13 protein-coding genes are annotated in these 13,751 nt (G+C 71.8%); 6 read left to right on the forward strand and 7 right to left on the reverse strand.

What is annotated here, in order from left to right:
* Positions 1–69: 69 nt before the first annotated feature.
* The 3 genes from QM711_RS15750 to QM711_RS15760 form a co-directional block, all read right to left on the reverse strand.
* On the reverse strand, positions 70–420 hold the full coding sequence (locus QM711_RS15750) for a HesB/IscA family protein (RefSeq protein WP_415101025.1): 351 nt from the start codon (positions 418–420) through the stop codon (positions 70–72).
* Positions 421–525: 105 nt separating this feature from the next.
* On the reverse strand, positions 526–1,581 hold the full coding sequence (locus QM711_RS15755; protein WP_415101027.1) for a glycerate kinase: 1,056 nt from the start codon (positions 1,579–1,581) through the stop codon (positions 526–528).
* An 8-nt stretch (positions 1,582–1,589) separates the two neighbouring features.
* Positions 1,590–2,423 (reverse strand): PspA/IM30 family protein, encoded by an 834-nt coding sequence (locus QM711_RS15760; RefSeq protein ID WP_415101029.1) that lies wholly within the window; start codon positions 2,421–2,423, stop codon positions 1,590–1,592.
* 149 nt (positions 2,424–2,572) lie between these two features.
* Between QM711_RS15760 and QM711_RS15765 the strand changes: the two genes are divergently transcribed.
* Positions 2,573–3,142 carry a DUF3043 domain-containing protein gene (locus QM711_RS15765; protein ID WP_415101031.1) on the forward strand — a complete coding sequence of 190 codons (570 nt, stop codon included), beginning with the start codon at positions 2,573–2,575 and terminating at the stop codon, positions 3,140–3,142.
* Positions 3,142–3,339, forward strand: coding sequence for a hypothetical protein (locus QM711_RS15770; protein ID WP_415101033.1), 198 nt, complete (start codon positions 3,142–3,144; stop codon positions 3,337–3,339). Before QM711_RS15765 ends, QM711_RS15770 begins: the two co-directional genes overlap by 1 nt.
* Positions 3,340–3,373: 34 nt before the next feature.
* Here QM711_RS15770 and QM711_RS15775 read toward each other — a convergent pair whose 3' ends face one another.
* A complete protein-coding gene (locus tag QM711_RS15775; RefSeq protein WP_415101035.1) occupies positions 3,374–3,667 on the reverse strand; it encodes a hypothetical protein in 294 nt (97 codons plus the stop codon).
* Positions 3,664–4,758 carry a glycine cleavage system aminomethyltransferase GcvT gene (gene gcvT / locus QM711_RS15780; protein ID WP_415101037.1) on the reverse strand — a complete coding sequence of 365 codons (1,095 nt, stop codon included), beginning with the start codon at positions 4,756–4,758 and terminating at the stop codon, positions 3,664–3,666. The genes QM711_RS15775 and gcvT overlap by 4 nt, the downstream gene beginning before the upstream one ends.
* 213 nt (positions 4,759–4,971) lie before the next feature.
* Between gcvT and QM711_RS15785 the strand changes: the two genes are divergently transcribed.
* Positions 4,972–5,982 (forward strand): ATP-binding cassette domain-containing protein, encoded by a 1,011-nt coding sequence (locus QM711_RS15785; protein WP_415101039.1) that lies wholly within the window; start codon positions 4,972–4,974, stop codon positions 5,980–5,982.
* The gene (locus tag QM711_RS15790; RefSeq protein WP_415101041.1) at positions 5,979–6,806 is read left to right on the forward strand and encodes an ABC transporter permease; all 828 of its coding nucleotides are present in this window, start codon (positions 5,979–5,981) and stop codon (positions 6,804–6,806) included. Before QM711_RS15785 ends, QM711_RS15790 begins: the two co-directional genes overlap by 4 nt.
* An 86-nt stretch (positions 6,807–6,892) precedes the next feature.
* On the opposite strand, the gene QM711_RS15795 is transcribed toward QM711_RS15790, so the two are convergent.
* Positions 6,893–10,069: a BTAD domain-containing putative transcriptional regulator gene (locus QM711_RS15795; RefSeq protein WP_415101043.1), complete on the reverse strand. Its 3,177-nt coding sequence runs from the start codon at positions 10,067–10,069 to the stop codon at positions 6,893–6,895.
* A gap of 228 nt (positions 10,070–10,297) precedes the next feature.
* The gene (locus QM711_RS15800) at positions 10,298–11,437 is read right to left on the reverse strand and encodes an iron-containing alcohol dehydrogenase (protein WP_415101045.1); all 1,140 of its coding nucleotides are present in this window, start codon (positions 11,435–11,437) and stop codon (positions 10,298–10,300) included.
* A 94-nt stretch (positions 11,438–11,531) separates the two neighbouring features.
* Here QM711_RS15800 and QM711_RS15805 point away from each other — a divergent pair, with 94 nt between their 5' ends.
* Positions 11,532–12,083, forward strand: coding sequence for a DUF6434 domain-containing protein (locus QM711_RS15805; RefSeq protein WP_415101047.1), 552 nt, complete (start codon positions 11,532–11,534; stop codon positions 12,081–12,083).
* A gap of 162 nt (positions 12,084–12,245) precedes the next feature.
* On the forward strand, positions 12,246–13,748 hold the full coding sequence (locus QM711_RS15810) for a leucyl aminopeptidase (RefSeq protein WP_415101049.1): 1,503 nt from the start codon (positions 12,246–12,248) through the stop codon (positions 13,746–13,748).
* The last annotated feature ends 3 nt before the right edge of the window (positions 13,749–13,751 follow it).

Consider the following 13,751-nt stretch of genomic DNA (forward strand, 5'->3'; position numbering starts at 1 on the left):
CCCCTGGGGGCGTCCCGATTCTGCCGAATTTTGGATTGTTACCCGTAGTCCCGCGCGCAGCGGGGGTGCTCAGTGGAAGCTGTCCCCGCAGGCGCAGGAGCCCTGGGCGTTCGGATTGTCGATGGTGAAGCCCTGGGCCTCGATGGTGTCGACGAAGTCGATGGTCGCGCCGATCAGGTACGGCGCGGACATCCGGTCGGTCACCACCGGGACGCCGAACCACTCCTTGGTGACGTCGCCGTCGAGCTCGCGCTCGTCCAGCGAGAGCTGGTAGCGCAGGCCCGAACAGCCGCCGGGCGCCACGGAGATGCGCAGGAAGAGGCTTTCGTCGCTCTGCTGCGAGACCAGATCCTTGACTTTGGTCGCCGCTGCTTCGGTGAGGATGATGCCGTCGAGGTCGAGCTGCTGGTCGAGGGACATGGTGACTCCGGTTTCTCGGGGATACTCGCCCGGAGCAACGCCTCCGCGGCGAGCGGGTATTCCGGGTTCAGTGTAATCGCTCGCCGCGGGTGCGCCGAGCCGATGTCACCAGCGTGCCGTCCAACCGGCCGCCAGCCGGCGCCCGGTCGCGGTCAGCGCGGCGGACGTGTTGGCTCCGGGCTCCAGCGGATGCCCCGACTCGACGCCCATCACCCGCATCTCGCGTCCGGACATGCCGATCAGCGGCGACACCACGACCAGCGGGGTCTCGGCCGCCTCGCAGCGCCGGGCCAGTTCGCCGATCACTCCGCCGCCGCGGCTGCCGAAGTCGAAGGAGTCGCAGCCGCTGACCACCAGGTCGGCCGCGCCCAAGCTGCGGTCCAGACCAGACCGGTCGGCACAGAACGCCGCGCCGCCGGCCAGCCGGCCGCCCAGCGCCAGGATCGCCAAGCCGACCCCACCCGCCGCGCCGGCGCCCGGGGTCCGCGCCGACCCGGGTGCCGCCAGTGCGGCGAATCGTTCGAGGGCGGCGTCCACCGCCAGCATGGTCTCGGCGGGCAGGCCCAGCTCCCGGCCGCGGCGGGAGGTGACGCCGCGCAGGCCGAGCAACAGGTCGTCGGTCTGGCCCGGCGGCACCAGGCCAACCAGGTCGCAGCCCGCGAACCGGGCGCGGACGGCGTCCAGGTCCAGGCGTGAGATCGCGACGAGCGGCTCCGGCCCGGCGCCGAGCTCGACATCGCCGGTGGCGCCGAGAGCGGCCAGCAGGCCGGCGCCCGCGTCGTGGGCGTGGAGTCCGGTGAGGTCCACCACCACCTGCCGGGTGGACGCGCCCTGCAGCGCGTAGCCGACCAGCCGTCCGAGGGCGGCGGAACTGCCACCAAGCGGATCGGCTGCCGCACCCTGTCCAGGAGGATCGGCCGGGTCGACCCCGACCGCCACCCAGCCGTCAGCTCGGGCCAGCCAGCCGGCGCTCAGCGTTTCGAACTCCCCGTCGGGCTCGGCCAGCGCCCGGCCGAGGGCGGTGCCACCTTCGGCCAGACCGATCACGGCCAGGTCGGCGGCCCCGGCGAAGCCCCTGGCCAGCGCCACCGCCGCGGCCCGGGGCGAGAGCTCGCGCACCGGTCCGCCGGCGACCAGTACCCGCGGGCGGCGTTGCGGCACCGCCGGGGTCAGCGCAGGTTCTCGGTGGAGGTCGGCTCGGCGACCGTCCCGGGAGCCGGCGGCTGCTCGAAGGTCCCGCCGGGCGGCAATTCTCCCGGCGCGCTGCTCGGTTGGATTCCGGCGATCTCGGCCTGCGGCGCGCCGCTCATCGAGGCTTTGAGTGCCGCCAGCTCGTTGTCCACCTGGGCGCCGGACGCCAGGGCGTCCAGTTCCCGGGTGATGTCGTCTTTGGCGAGGCCGGTCGGATCGTCCAGGGCACCGCTGGCCAGCAGCTCGTCCACCGCGGACGCCCGGGCCTGCAGCTGCGCGGTCTTGTCCTCCGCGCGCTGGATGGCCTGGCCGACGTCACCGAACTCCTTGCCCAGGCCGCTGAACGCCTCACTGATCCTGGTCTGCGCCTCGGCCGCGGTGTAGGTGGCCTTGATCGTCTCCTTGCGGGTGCGGAACGCGTCCACCCGGGCCTGCAACTGCTGGCTGGACCGGACCAGCCGCTCCTCTTCGGATTGCAGCGCGGCATGCTGCTCCTGCAGTTCGGCGAGCTGTTGCTGCAGACCCGATTTGCGGGTCAGTGCCTCCCGGGCCAGGTCTTCGCGTCCGGCCTCCAACGCCCGCTTCGCGGCGACGGTGAGCTTGTCCGCCTGCTGGTTGAGCTGACCGGCCTGCAGCTCGACCCGCTTGCGGCTGGTCGCCACCTCGGCGACTCCTCGACGCACCTGCTGCAACAGCTCCAGCTGCTTGGAGTAGGAATAGTCCAGCGTCTCACGCGGATCCTCGAGCTTGTCGAGAGCCTTGTCAGCTTTGGCGGAGAAGATTGCCTTCATCCGTTGGAAAAGCCCAGCCATGGGATCGCCTTCCTGATCATGTCGCGATACCCGCCCAGCCTATCCGGCCGGCTGAGCCGGCCGGCGCGCGGCGAGGGCGTCGGCGTCCCGGGTTAGGATGAGGGGTCAGTCAGCCACCGACACACCAGCCACCGACATCGAGGTTCGACGTGGGATTGTTCTCTCCTAACAAGGACAAGCAGGCCGCCCAGCCGCCGGCCGCAGAGCCCGAGGTGCCGAGCACCGGGCCGAAGGCCAAGTCCGTGCCGACTCCGAAGCGCCGCGACGCCGAAGCCGCCCGCCGCAGCCGGCTCAACCCGCAGCTGTCGCCCAAGGAGGCGCGGAAGAAATCGCGCGAGGTGGCCTCGGCCGAGCGCCGCAAGCAGATGGAGGCGGTCGACAACGCCCCCGGCAAGGTGCTGATGCGCAAGTGGGTCGACTCTCGGTTCAACCTGGCCGAGTGGTCGATGCCGATCCTGATGACGATGCTGGTCTTCGTGCTGGTGCTCAGCCCGGTGCTGCCGGCGCTGGTCGAGCCGGCCACCTACGCCACCTGGTGCTTCATGATCCTGATCGTGATCGACATCACCCGGATGTGGCGCGGGTTCAAGAAGCTCGCCGCGCAACGGATTCCGAAGGAGCCCCTCAAGGGCCTGCTCTACTACGGCTTCAACCGCTCGTTGTCGCTGCGCCGGCTGCGCGTCCCGCGGCCCCTCACCAAGCGCGGCGACCCGGTCTGATGTCCTGGTTCTGGCGTGCCGAGTCCGCTCCGGCGGACGCCTCGGGCGACCTCGGTGGCGGGTTCCCCAGCCAGCAGTCGGCCGAGGCCTGGCTCACCGCACACTTCACCGAGCTTTCCGCCGACGGCGTCCGGGCGGTCGCGCTGTACGAAGAGGAGCGCCTGGTCTACGGTCCGATGAGCCTCGAGGCGGAGTAGCTTCCGGGGCCCGATTCGCTCGGCCACCGGCGGGTCAGGCCGGTGACACGCTGCGGCGTCCGCTCCGCCAGAGCACCAGGGCGAAGGCGGTGACCCCCGCACCCACGACGCCGATCACCGGACGCGCCCACTGCGCCGCGCTGACCCGCTCTTCGTAGGTCTGCACCTTGGTGCCCTGAGCGTTGGTGCAGACCTGACCGGCGTGCATCACCTGCTCGCGGCACCAGATGGTCGGATTAGCGCCCAGCACAACCGCCCACAGCACGGCAGCCAAGCCCGCCGCGGCGAGCGCCAGGTGCGCCCATTGGCGCCAGCCGCGTCCGGTCATGCCTCGCGCACCCCCGGCGTGACGAACGGCGGTTTGGCCACGTCGAACGGTTCCTCGCGATTGCGGACGCGGACGGTGACCGCGGTTCCGGGGACCAGGGCCGGCGGCAGCAGCGCCAGCGCGATGCCCTTGCTCAGCGTCGGCGAGAAGGTACCCGAGGTGACCTCGCCGACCACCTCGCCGTCGTGCACGACCTCCATGTGCGGACGCGGGATGCCGCGTCCCTGCGCCAGCAGCCCAGTCAACCGGAGTTCCGGCCCGGCGGCCTTCTCGGCGCGCAGGGCGCCCGCGCCCCAGAACGACTGCTTCTTCCAGCCGATCGCCCAGCCGACACCGCACTGCCCCGCCGACAGGTCGGGGCGCAGGTCCTGGCCGTGCAGCGGGTAGCCCATCTCGGTGCGCAGCGTGTCCCGGGCGCCCAGGCCGGCGGGCGCGATCCCGTAGGCCTCGCCGGCGGCGAGCACCGCGTCCCAGATCTTTCCCGCATCGGCGGCGGGCACGACCAGTTCGTAGCCGCGCTCGCCGGTGTAGCCGGTGCGGCAGACGGTCAGTTCGACGCCGTCCAGGGTGCTGGGAGCGAACCGCATGTAGTCGTGGCCGACCGGCAGCCCGAGCGCGGCCAGGGTTTCGTCCGAGGACGGCCCCTGCACGGCGAGGACGGCGTGATCGTCGTGCTCGTTGGCAACGGTGATGCCGTCGGGCGCGGCGGCCGCGAGTAGCTCGACGACCTCGGCGGTGTTCGCGGCATTCGGGATCAGGAAGATCTCGTCGTCGGCCAGCCAGTACCAGATCAAGTCGTCGACGACGCCGCCGGCCTCGTTGCAGAGCAGCGTGTACTGGGCCTGCCCGACGCCGATCTTGGCGATGTCGTTGGTGATGCAGCGGTTGAGGAAGTCGGCCGCGCCGGGCCCGGTGATCCGGGCCTTGCCGAGATGGCTGACGTCGAAGATGCCCACCGCGTCGCGAACCGCCTTGTGCTCGGCAACGATGCCGGCGTACTGCAGCGGCATCGACCAGCCGCCGAATTCGGCGAATTTGGCGCCGAGCGCCTGGTGGCGATCGTGCAGCGGGGACTGCTTCAACTCCGGCATGGTTCTCCTTCGAGCGAGCCTGGCGGCAGCCTATCCGGCACTTTGCGGTCGACGGCGGCGGCGAGACTCCTTGACCGGCGTTCGCCCCGATGCGGCCGTCGACACCGGTTCTGAAAGCGCTGTCAGTGTCTGACAGCGCGCTGTGGGTGCGCTGAAAGCGGAGGCTTCCAGACTGGTCTCGTTCGTTACCCAGTCCATTGAAAGGAACCCGCCATGAGCGCATTCGAAGCTCGCTCCGATTGGGCGGTCGAGGCCGACGGTCTGGTGAAGGTCTTCGGTACCAACCGGGCCGTGGACGGCGTCGACCTGCGCGTGCCGACCGGCTCCATCTACGGCGTCCTCGGTCCCAACGGGGCCGGCAAGACCACCACCATCGCGATGCTCGCCACCCTGCTGCGGCCGGACGGCGGCACCGGCCGGATCTTCGGTCACGACGTGCAGCGCGAGCCGCAGATCGTCCGGCAGCTGATCGGCGTCACCGGTCAGTACGCGTCGGTCGACGAGACCCTGTCGGCCACCGAGAACCTGGTGCTGTTCAGCCGCCTGCTCGGCCTCAGCCGGGCCGAGGCGAAGGCCAAATCGGCCGCGCTGCTGGAGGAATTCGGCCTGACCGAGGCCGCCCGGCGTCCGCTGAAGAACTTCTCCGGCGGCATGCGTCGCCGGCTCGACCTGGCCGCCAGCCTGATCGCGCAGCCGCCGCTGATCTTCCTGGACGAACCCACCACCGGCCTCGATCCGCGCACCCGCGCCCAGATGTGGGACACCATCCGGCGCCTGGTGGCCACCGGTTCGACGGTGCTGCTGACCACCCAGTATCTGGACGAGGCCGACCAGCTGGCCGACCGGATCGCGGTGATCGACCGCGGCACCGTGGTGGCCGAGGGCACCGGCGACGAGCTGAAGGCGTCCGTCGGCACCTCCAGCCTGCAGCTGCGGCTAGTCGATCCGCGCGATCTGGACGACCTGCGGGTCGCCATCGAGCGGGTGCTCGGCGTCACCCCGACCGTCTCGGCCGAGCACGGACGGGTCACCGCACCGATGCACGACGCCGACCGGGTCACCGACCTGCTGATCACGCTGCGCGCCGGTGGCATCCACCTGGCCGAACTGAGCGTGCAGAAACCCACCCTCGACGAGGTGTTCCTGGCCCTGACCGGGCACGGCGCCACGAGCGAGGACGCCGACGAAGCCGGCGAGCCCGTCCTGGAAGGAGCCTCCGCATGACCACCACCTCCCTCGACACCGCCATCACTCCCGGCATCGACCGGGTGCTGAAGAACCGGGTCAGCATCGGCCAGACCATCGAGAACTCGCTGACCATGGCCGCTCGCGGGCTGATCAAGATCCGCCGGACGCCGGAGCAGCTGATCGACGTCACGCTGCAGCCGATCCTGTTCACGCTGATGTTCGCCTACCTGTTCGGCGGGGCGATCGCCGGCAACGTGCAGGACTATCTGCCCGCGCTGATCCCCGGCATCCTGGTGCAGACCGTGATCACCACCTCGGTGGTGACCGGCACGCAGCTGCGCGAAGACATGGACAAGGGCGTCTTCGACCGGTTCCGGTCGCTGCCGATCGCCCGGATCGCCCCGCTGGCCGGCGCGCTGCTGGCCGACACCATCCGCTACGCCATCGCCACCACGCTCACCTTCGTGATGGGGTACGTGATGGGCTACCACCCCGCCGGTGGCCTGGGGAACGTGGTGCTGGCCGGGCTGCTGGTGATCGCCTGCTCGTGGGCGATCAGCTGGATCTTCGCCTTCTTCGGCGTGGTCGCCCGGACGGCGTCCAGCGTGCAGGGCATCTCGATGCTGGTGCTGTTCCCGCTGACCTTCCTGTCCAACGCCTACGTGCCGGTGGACACCCTGCCGGACTGGCTGAAGTGGTTCGCCAACGCCAACCCGATCTCGCATCTGGTCACCGCGGTGCGCGAACTGGCCAACAACGGCGCGGTGGGCGGCGACGTGCTGCTCTCCCTGCTCGGTGCTGCCGTCATCGTGGCGATCTTCGCGCCGCTGACCGTCCGGGCGTACATGCGGAAGGCGTAGTCAGGCCTGCCGTCGGTCGAGCTTGTCGAGACCACGGCACACGGCAGGGTTTCGACAAGCTCAACCTGCGACGCTGTCGGTCCCGCTCAACCAAGGGCGAGGGCGATGAGTTCGCGGGCCCGGTCGGCGGCGTCCTCCAGCGAGAGCTCGGACGCCGCCAGCCGGGCCTGCGCGACGGCGTCCGGACCGGCGATGGCCTCGGCCGCGGCTCGGTGCGGTGCCCAATGCAGCGAGGGCAGATCCTGCCGGCTGTGCAGGCGCTCGGCCAGCCCCAACAGTTCGAGGCCGCGGGCGCCGAACTCCGGGCGGGTGAGCAGCCAGGCGGAAAGAGCCAGAGCCTGGGCACCGAGGATCGGCCGGTCGTCGACTCCGGCGGGGCGGACGCGGTTCATCACCAGTGCCCGGAACCTCAGTCGCCGGGCGTACCCGGCCTGCTCCGCGGCATCCAGGGAACCGTCCGCGACGGCGGCCGACAGCAGCGCCGCCAGCACCATGCCGTGCCACGGCGAACCACGTTGGGCCGGGTTGCGGTAATGCTCCAGGGCCTGCCGGTAGTGCTCGATGCCGCGCTGCGGGTCGCCTTCCAGCCGGGCCAACTCGGCAAGCCCGCATTCCGCCATCGCGGCGTACTCGGCGCGGGCGGCGTCCGGCGGACTCGAGGTCTGCAGCCGCTCCAGCAGCACCCGGGCCTCGTCGACGCGTCCGAGACCGATCAACGCGCCGGCCCGGCTCCAGTCGAGTTGGCGCAGGTCGTCGTCGGCCTGCAACTCGCGCAAGCCGCCTTCGGCGCGATCGGCCCAGTACAGCGCCTCCACCGGGTCGGCGCGCTGGGTGGCCAGGCCGGCCAGGATCATCGCGGCCATCGGGCCGCGCCACAGGTCGCCGGCCCGGCCGGCCAGCTGCCAGGCCCGGCGCGCGGCGGCGGTCGCCTCGTCCGGGCGGCCGGCGTTCTCCGCCTCCTGGGAGGTGAACAGTTCGCCGAGCAGCGCGGTGCTCACGTCGTCGGACTCCCGCATCCGCGCCACCACCGCCGCCGCCCGCTCCCGGTCCGGTCCCGCCGCGAGGAACTCGGCGATCGCCGCCAGATCGGGCGCGGTCACCTGGTGTCGCCGGACCAGCCACCGCAGCCGGGCGTAGGCCCGCACCCAGGCCTCGTTCTGTTCGGCCAGGGTCGTCACGGTCAGCAGCGCGTAGCTGAGCACGGTCGCGTCCACCTGGGGCTCGTCAGGCTCGTAGTGCCGGACGGCCTCGAGCACCTCGGTGGAGAACGCGTACACCTCGCTGTGCGCGCCGCGAATGGTCCAGTAGTAGCTGAGTAGCGCGAACACCGTCACCACGACGGCGGGACGGTCGCCGGTGATCGCCTGCCGCAACACTGTCACCAGGTTGTCCTGCTCCAGGGTGATCGTCCGGACCACCGCCAGATCCGGCAGCCGGGGCAGGTTGCCGTCGGCGAAATCGTGCGCCCAACGGAACAGCGCCTCGCGGGCCGCATCCTGCTGACCGGCGGCGGCGAGTTCCGCCTGGCCGAACTCGCGGACGGTCTCCAGCATCCGATAGCGCAAGCCGGAAGTCAGCGGTTCCTCGGCGACGGTGAGCAGCGACTGGCCGATCAGTCCGTCCAACAGGTCGTCGGCCCAGTCACCACCGGTCACCGTCGCCGCGGCCTCGGCCGAGAAGCCGTCGGGGAAGACGCTGAGCAGGCGGAGCGCGTTCTGCTCGTCGGGACTGAGCAGCCGCCAGCTCCATTCGATCACCGCCTGCAGGGTGCGGTGGCGCTCCGGTGCGCTGCGGTCGCCGCCGGCCAGCAGCGCGAACCGGTTGCCCAGCCTGGCCTCGATCTGCTCCACGGTCATCGACCGGACGCGGGCCGCGGCCAGCTCGATCGCCAACGGCAACCCGTCCAGGTGGGTACACAACCGCTGCACGGCCGGCACTGGCAGGTTCGCGCCGGGACGGACGGCACGAGCCCGCTCCAGGAACAGCCGCACCGCCGGGCCGTCGGCGCTGGCCACCAGCGGCTCCAGCGGATAGACCGCCTCGGCACCGATTGCCAACGGGCTGCGGCTGGTGGCCAGCACCCGCAGCTCGGGTGCGGCCGCGAGCGTCTCCGCGATCCACGCGGCGGCGCCCTCGACCAGGTGTTCGCAGTTGTCCATCACCAGCAGGGTGGGCCGCTCGGCCAGCTGGCCGATGATCCGGGACCGCACGTCGGCGCGCGGCAGGGCCTCGCCGAGCCGCTGGCCGGTGGTGCTCTCCCGGATGCCGAGGGTGGACGCCAGCGCGAGCGTGACGTCCTCATCGCTGCGCACGCCGGCCAGTTCCACCACGATCACCACCGGCCGTCGGGATCGTTCGGCCAGAGCCTGGGCGAGCCGGGTCTTGCCCAGCCCTCCGGTGCCTAGAACGGTGACCAGCCGGGAATGACGCAGCAGCGCCTCGACCCGCTGCAGGTCCTCGTCGCGTCCGATCAGTTCGTTCGGCGCGGCCCGGACGCCGACCCGCCGCCTCGGCCGCGGATCGGGTTCGGCCGCGCGCAGCAGCCGGGTGTTCAGCTCGATCAGCGCCGGTCCGGGCGAACTGCCCAACTCGTCGGCCAGCCGCTCCCGGTGCACGGCGAACGCGGCCAGTGCCTCCGGGATTCGACCCTGGGCGGCCAGGCTCTCCAGATAAGAGGCCAACGCGGCCTCGTCGAACGGACGCGCCTGAACCAGCTGCCCCAGATCGGCGGAGGCCCGGACGACATCGCCGGCCTCGGCACCGCGTCGGGCCCGTTCGGCGATCAGGTCGAGCCGCAACGCGTCGGCCTGGGCGCGGAGTAGTTCCTGGATCGGCGCGTCGCCCTGATCGGCGCCGGGTTCGCCGCGCCACAGGGCCAGCGCGCAGTCCAGTTCGACGAGCGCGGCCGCCGGGTCGGTGGACGTCCGGGCGGTGGCGAGATGGGTCCGGGCCCGGCCCAGGTCGATCTGTTCGGTGGCGACGGTGAGGCTGTAGCCGGCGGCGCCGAAGGTCACCAGGCCGTCCGCGGCAACCGCCCGCAGCCGCGACACCAGGGTCTGGATCGCGGCCCGCGGCGCCCGCGGCGGTTCGTCCGCCCAGAGCTGGTCGGTGAGTGTCTGCACGCTGTGCGGCTGGCCCGGTTGCAGGGCCAAGGCCACCACCAGGGCCTTCAACCGGGCGCCGGGCGGGTCGACGAGGCGTCCGTCCCGGCCCGCGATCTGCACCGGGCCGAGCAGGCGAACCCTCGGCTGGTCGTCGTGCACGGGTGCGAGCTTACGGAACCCCGATCGCGAGCGAATTCCCGCTCACTCCTGGTTGAGCTCGTCGTTGGTTGACGCAGTCGTCGTTGAGCCTGCCGAACCTTTCACGGTTGGTTGCCGAGGTCTCGACAAGCTCGACCAACGGTGGTTGAGCTTGTCGAAACCTCTCTCGCCCGTCCGTCCGGGTCTCGACAAGCTCGACCAACGGTGGTTGAGCCTGTCGAACAGCGCTCAGGCGGATCGGCGCAGGATCGCCTCCAGTTCGGCGGCGTCCAGCACGATCGGGTTGCCCTTCATCGACGACGAGGCCGCGGCCTGCCGGCAGATCTGCGGGTACTGCTCGGCGCTGACGCCGATCTCGGCGACGGTCGGGACGCCGAGCAGCCGGACGGTCTCGGCCAGCCAGTCCAGCAACGCGCCCACCCCTGCCGTCCCGGAGAGCAGCTCGCCCGCCTCGGCGTAGCGGCCCAGCGCCGGGCTGTCCGGCTGTCGCTCGCGCAGCGCCGTCACCGTGCCGCGGCAGCATTCGACCAACAGGGTGGCGCAGGTGAGGCCGTGCGGGGCACCGGTGAGGCCGCCGATCACCCCCGCCAGGCCGTGCACCGCGCCGAGCTTGGCATTGGCCAGCGCGATCCCGCCGAGCAGCGAGCACAGCGCCATGTCGGTCCGCGCCTCCAGGTCGTCGCCGACGGCGTGGGCCCGGCGCAGCCCGCGTCCGGCTCGTCGCAGGCCCTCGGCACAGAGCCCGTCGGTGATCGGGTTCGCGAACGGCGACACGTACGGTTCCAGGCACTGGGTCAGCGCGTCCAGACCGGACGACGCGGTCACCGTCGGCGGGCAGCCGAGGGTGAGCTCGGGGTCGATCAGCGCCACCCGGGCCAGCATCGAGGGGTGCCGCATGCTCACCTTGACCCCGTGCTCAGGCGAGCTCACCACGCCGTTCATGGTGACCTCGGAACCGGTGCCGGCCGTGGTCGGGACGGCGATGAACGGCAGTGGAGTCCGCGCCGGCGGCCGGCCGGCACCGATCACTTCCACGTAGTCGAGGACGTCGCCGTCGTTGGGCGCCAACGCGGCGATCAGCTTGGCCGCGTCCAGCACCGCGCCACCGCCCAGCCCGACCACCACGTCCGCGCCATGTTCCCGGGCGGCGGCCACCCCGGCGCGGACGTCGTCCAGGGTCGGCTCGCCGGCGACCGGCCAGGTGCGGACGCCGTCCAGACCGGCGATCAGGGCGGCGAAGCGGTCCGGGATGGCGCCGGTGCAGACCAGCGGACGCGAACCGAACTCGGCGACCACGCCGGGCAACTGCCCGGCGCTGCCCGCTCCGAAGGCGATCCGGGCGGCGGTGGCGAAGGCGAAGCTGCTCATCGGCTCAGGATCGCATGCCCCGCAGGCAGCCGGCGGCCCCCCGCAGGCGAGGAACCGGTTACTCTCCCCGGATGAACCCGCCCGGAGTGCAGTCGTGAGCCGGACCCGCCCCGAACTTCAGCCCGGGCTACCGGCAGCCGAGTTCATCCGCTGGTACTGGCTGAAAGCCGAGCTGCAGCAGTTCGCGCGGGTGCTCGGCATCCGGGCCGGCGGCGGCAAGCAGCAGCTCACCGACCGGATTGAGGCCCGGCTGGCCGGCCGTCCGTTCGCCGAGCCCCGATCGAGCACGCCCAACGCCGCCCAACTGTCCGGCCCGCTGACCGCGGACACGGCGATCCCGGCGGGTCAGCGCTGCAGTCAGCACCTCCGCACCTGGTTCGTGGCCCGACTCGGCACCGGCTTCCGCTTCGACGCCCCGATGCGCGAGTTCTTCGACGAGGCCGACGGCACCCAGACCCTCGGCGACGCCGTCGCCCACTGGCATGCCACCCGCGACCAGGGTCCGCGTGACGTCGCCGGCCAGTTCGAGTACAACCGATTCACCCGCGCCTGGCACGCACAGCATCCGGATGCCTCCCGCCGGGAGGTGATCGATGCCTGGAACGACTACCGGAGTCGCCCGATCGACGAGCGCGGCAGAGTCTGAGCCGCGACGCGCCGACCACTCGGTGTGGCCTGGTCCGGCGGGCAAAGTTCGTCCAGGGGAGCACGACGCGGGGTGCGTGCCCGGCACTCGCCCGGGCCACGCATCAGGGGCGACCGCCCACTAGGCTGACCAACGACCTCCGCCGCACGGATAGGACGCCTCGTGACCGCATTCACACTTCCCGCTCTGACCCTGGCCACCTCATGCCCGCGGGACGCCGACGTGGTGATCGTCGGTGTTGCCGAGAGTGCAGGAGCTCCGGTGCTGGTCGGCGTCCCGGACGAGGTCGACCAGCGCGCGGCCAAGCTCTACGGGCGGCCGCTGCTGAAGGTGGTCCGCGACCTGGGCGCGGAGGCCAGGCCCGGTGGCACCGTCACGCTGGCCGGCGCGGACGGCGTCCGGATCATCGCGGTCGGGCTGGGCGAGACCGACGTGACCCCCGAGCAGGTCCGGCGCGCCGCCGGCACCGGTGTCCGGGCGGCGGCCGCTCTGGCCGGCGACCGGCCGCTGCACGTCGCGCTCTGCCTGGACGCGGTGGAGCCCGAAGTGGTCAAGGGTGCCGCCGAGGGCGCGTTGCTCGGCGCCTACCGGTTCGTCAAGCTCAGCGGCAAGGAGCCCAAACCGGCGATCGGCTCGGTCACCGTGGTCAGTTCGTCGGCCAAGCCCGAGGCACGCCGTGCCGTCGAGGTGGCCAGGACGGTCGCGACGGCGGTCTGCCTGGCCCGCGACTGGGTGAACACGCCGGCCAACGTGCTCTATCCGGAGACCTTCGCCGAGGCCGCCAAGACTGCCGCCAAGGGCACCCGGATCGATGTCGAAGTACTCGACGACAAGGCCTTGGAGCGGGGTGGCTATGGCGGGCTGACCGCGGTCGGCGGCGGCTCCTCCCGGGGGCCGCGGCTGGTCCGGTTCGGCTACGCGCCGCGCGGAGCGAAGACCCATCTGGCCCTGGTCGGCAAGGGCATCACCTTCGACACCGGCGGGCTGAACCTGAAGCCGTCCGAGGGCATGTACACGATGAAGTGCGACATGGCCGGCGCCGCCGCGGTACTGGCCGCCACCCGGGCGATCGCCCAGCTGGGCCTGAAGGTGCGGGTCACCGCGTACGCGGCGATGGCCGAGAACATGCCTTCCGGCACCGCATACCGGCCCTCCGACGTCCTCACCATGTACGGCGGCAGCACGGTCGAGAACGTCAACTCCGACGCCGAGGGCCGGCTGGTGATGGCGGACGCCCTGGCCCGGGCCGGCGAGGACTCCCCCGACCTGATCCTCGACGTCGCCACCTTGACCGGCGCCTGCATGGTGGCGCTCGGCGAGCGGGTGGCCGGCCTGATGGCCAGCGACGACGCCGCCGCCGACCACGTGCTGGACGCGGCGGAGTCGGCGGGCGAGGCGTTCTGGCAGCTGCCGATCCCGGACGGCACCCGGAAGAAGCTGGACTCCAAGGTCGCCGACCTGCGCTCGGGCGGCAACCGGTACGGCGGCGCGCTGACGGCCGCCGCGTTCCTGCACCACTTCGTCCCGGACGGCACGCCGTGGGCGCACCTGGACATCGCCGGCCCGGCGTTCAACGACGACGGCCCCTACGACTACGTGCCCACCGGCGGCACCGGCATGGCAGTACGCACCCTGGTGGCCCTGGCACAGTCCCTGCAAAGCTGACCC

Source organism: Micropruina sp., assembly GCF_047602385.1.
Classification (GTDB): Bacteria; Actinomycetota; Actinomycetes; order Propionibacteriales; family Propionibacteriaceae; genus Micropruina.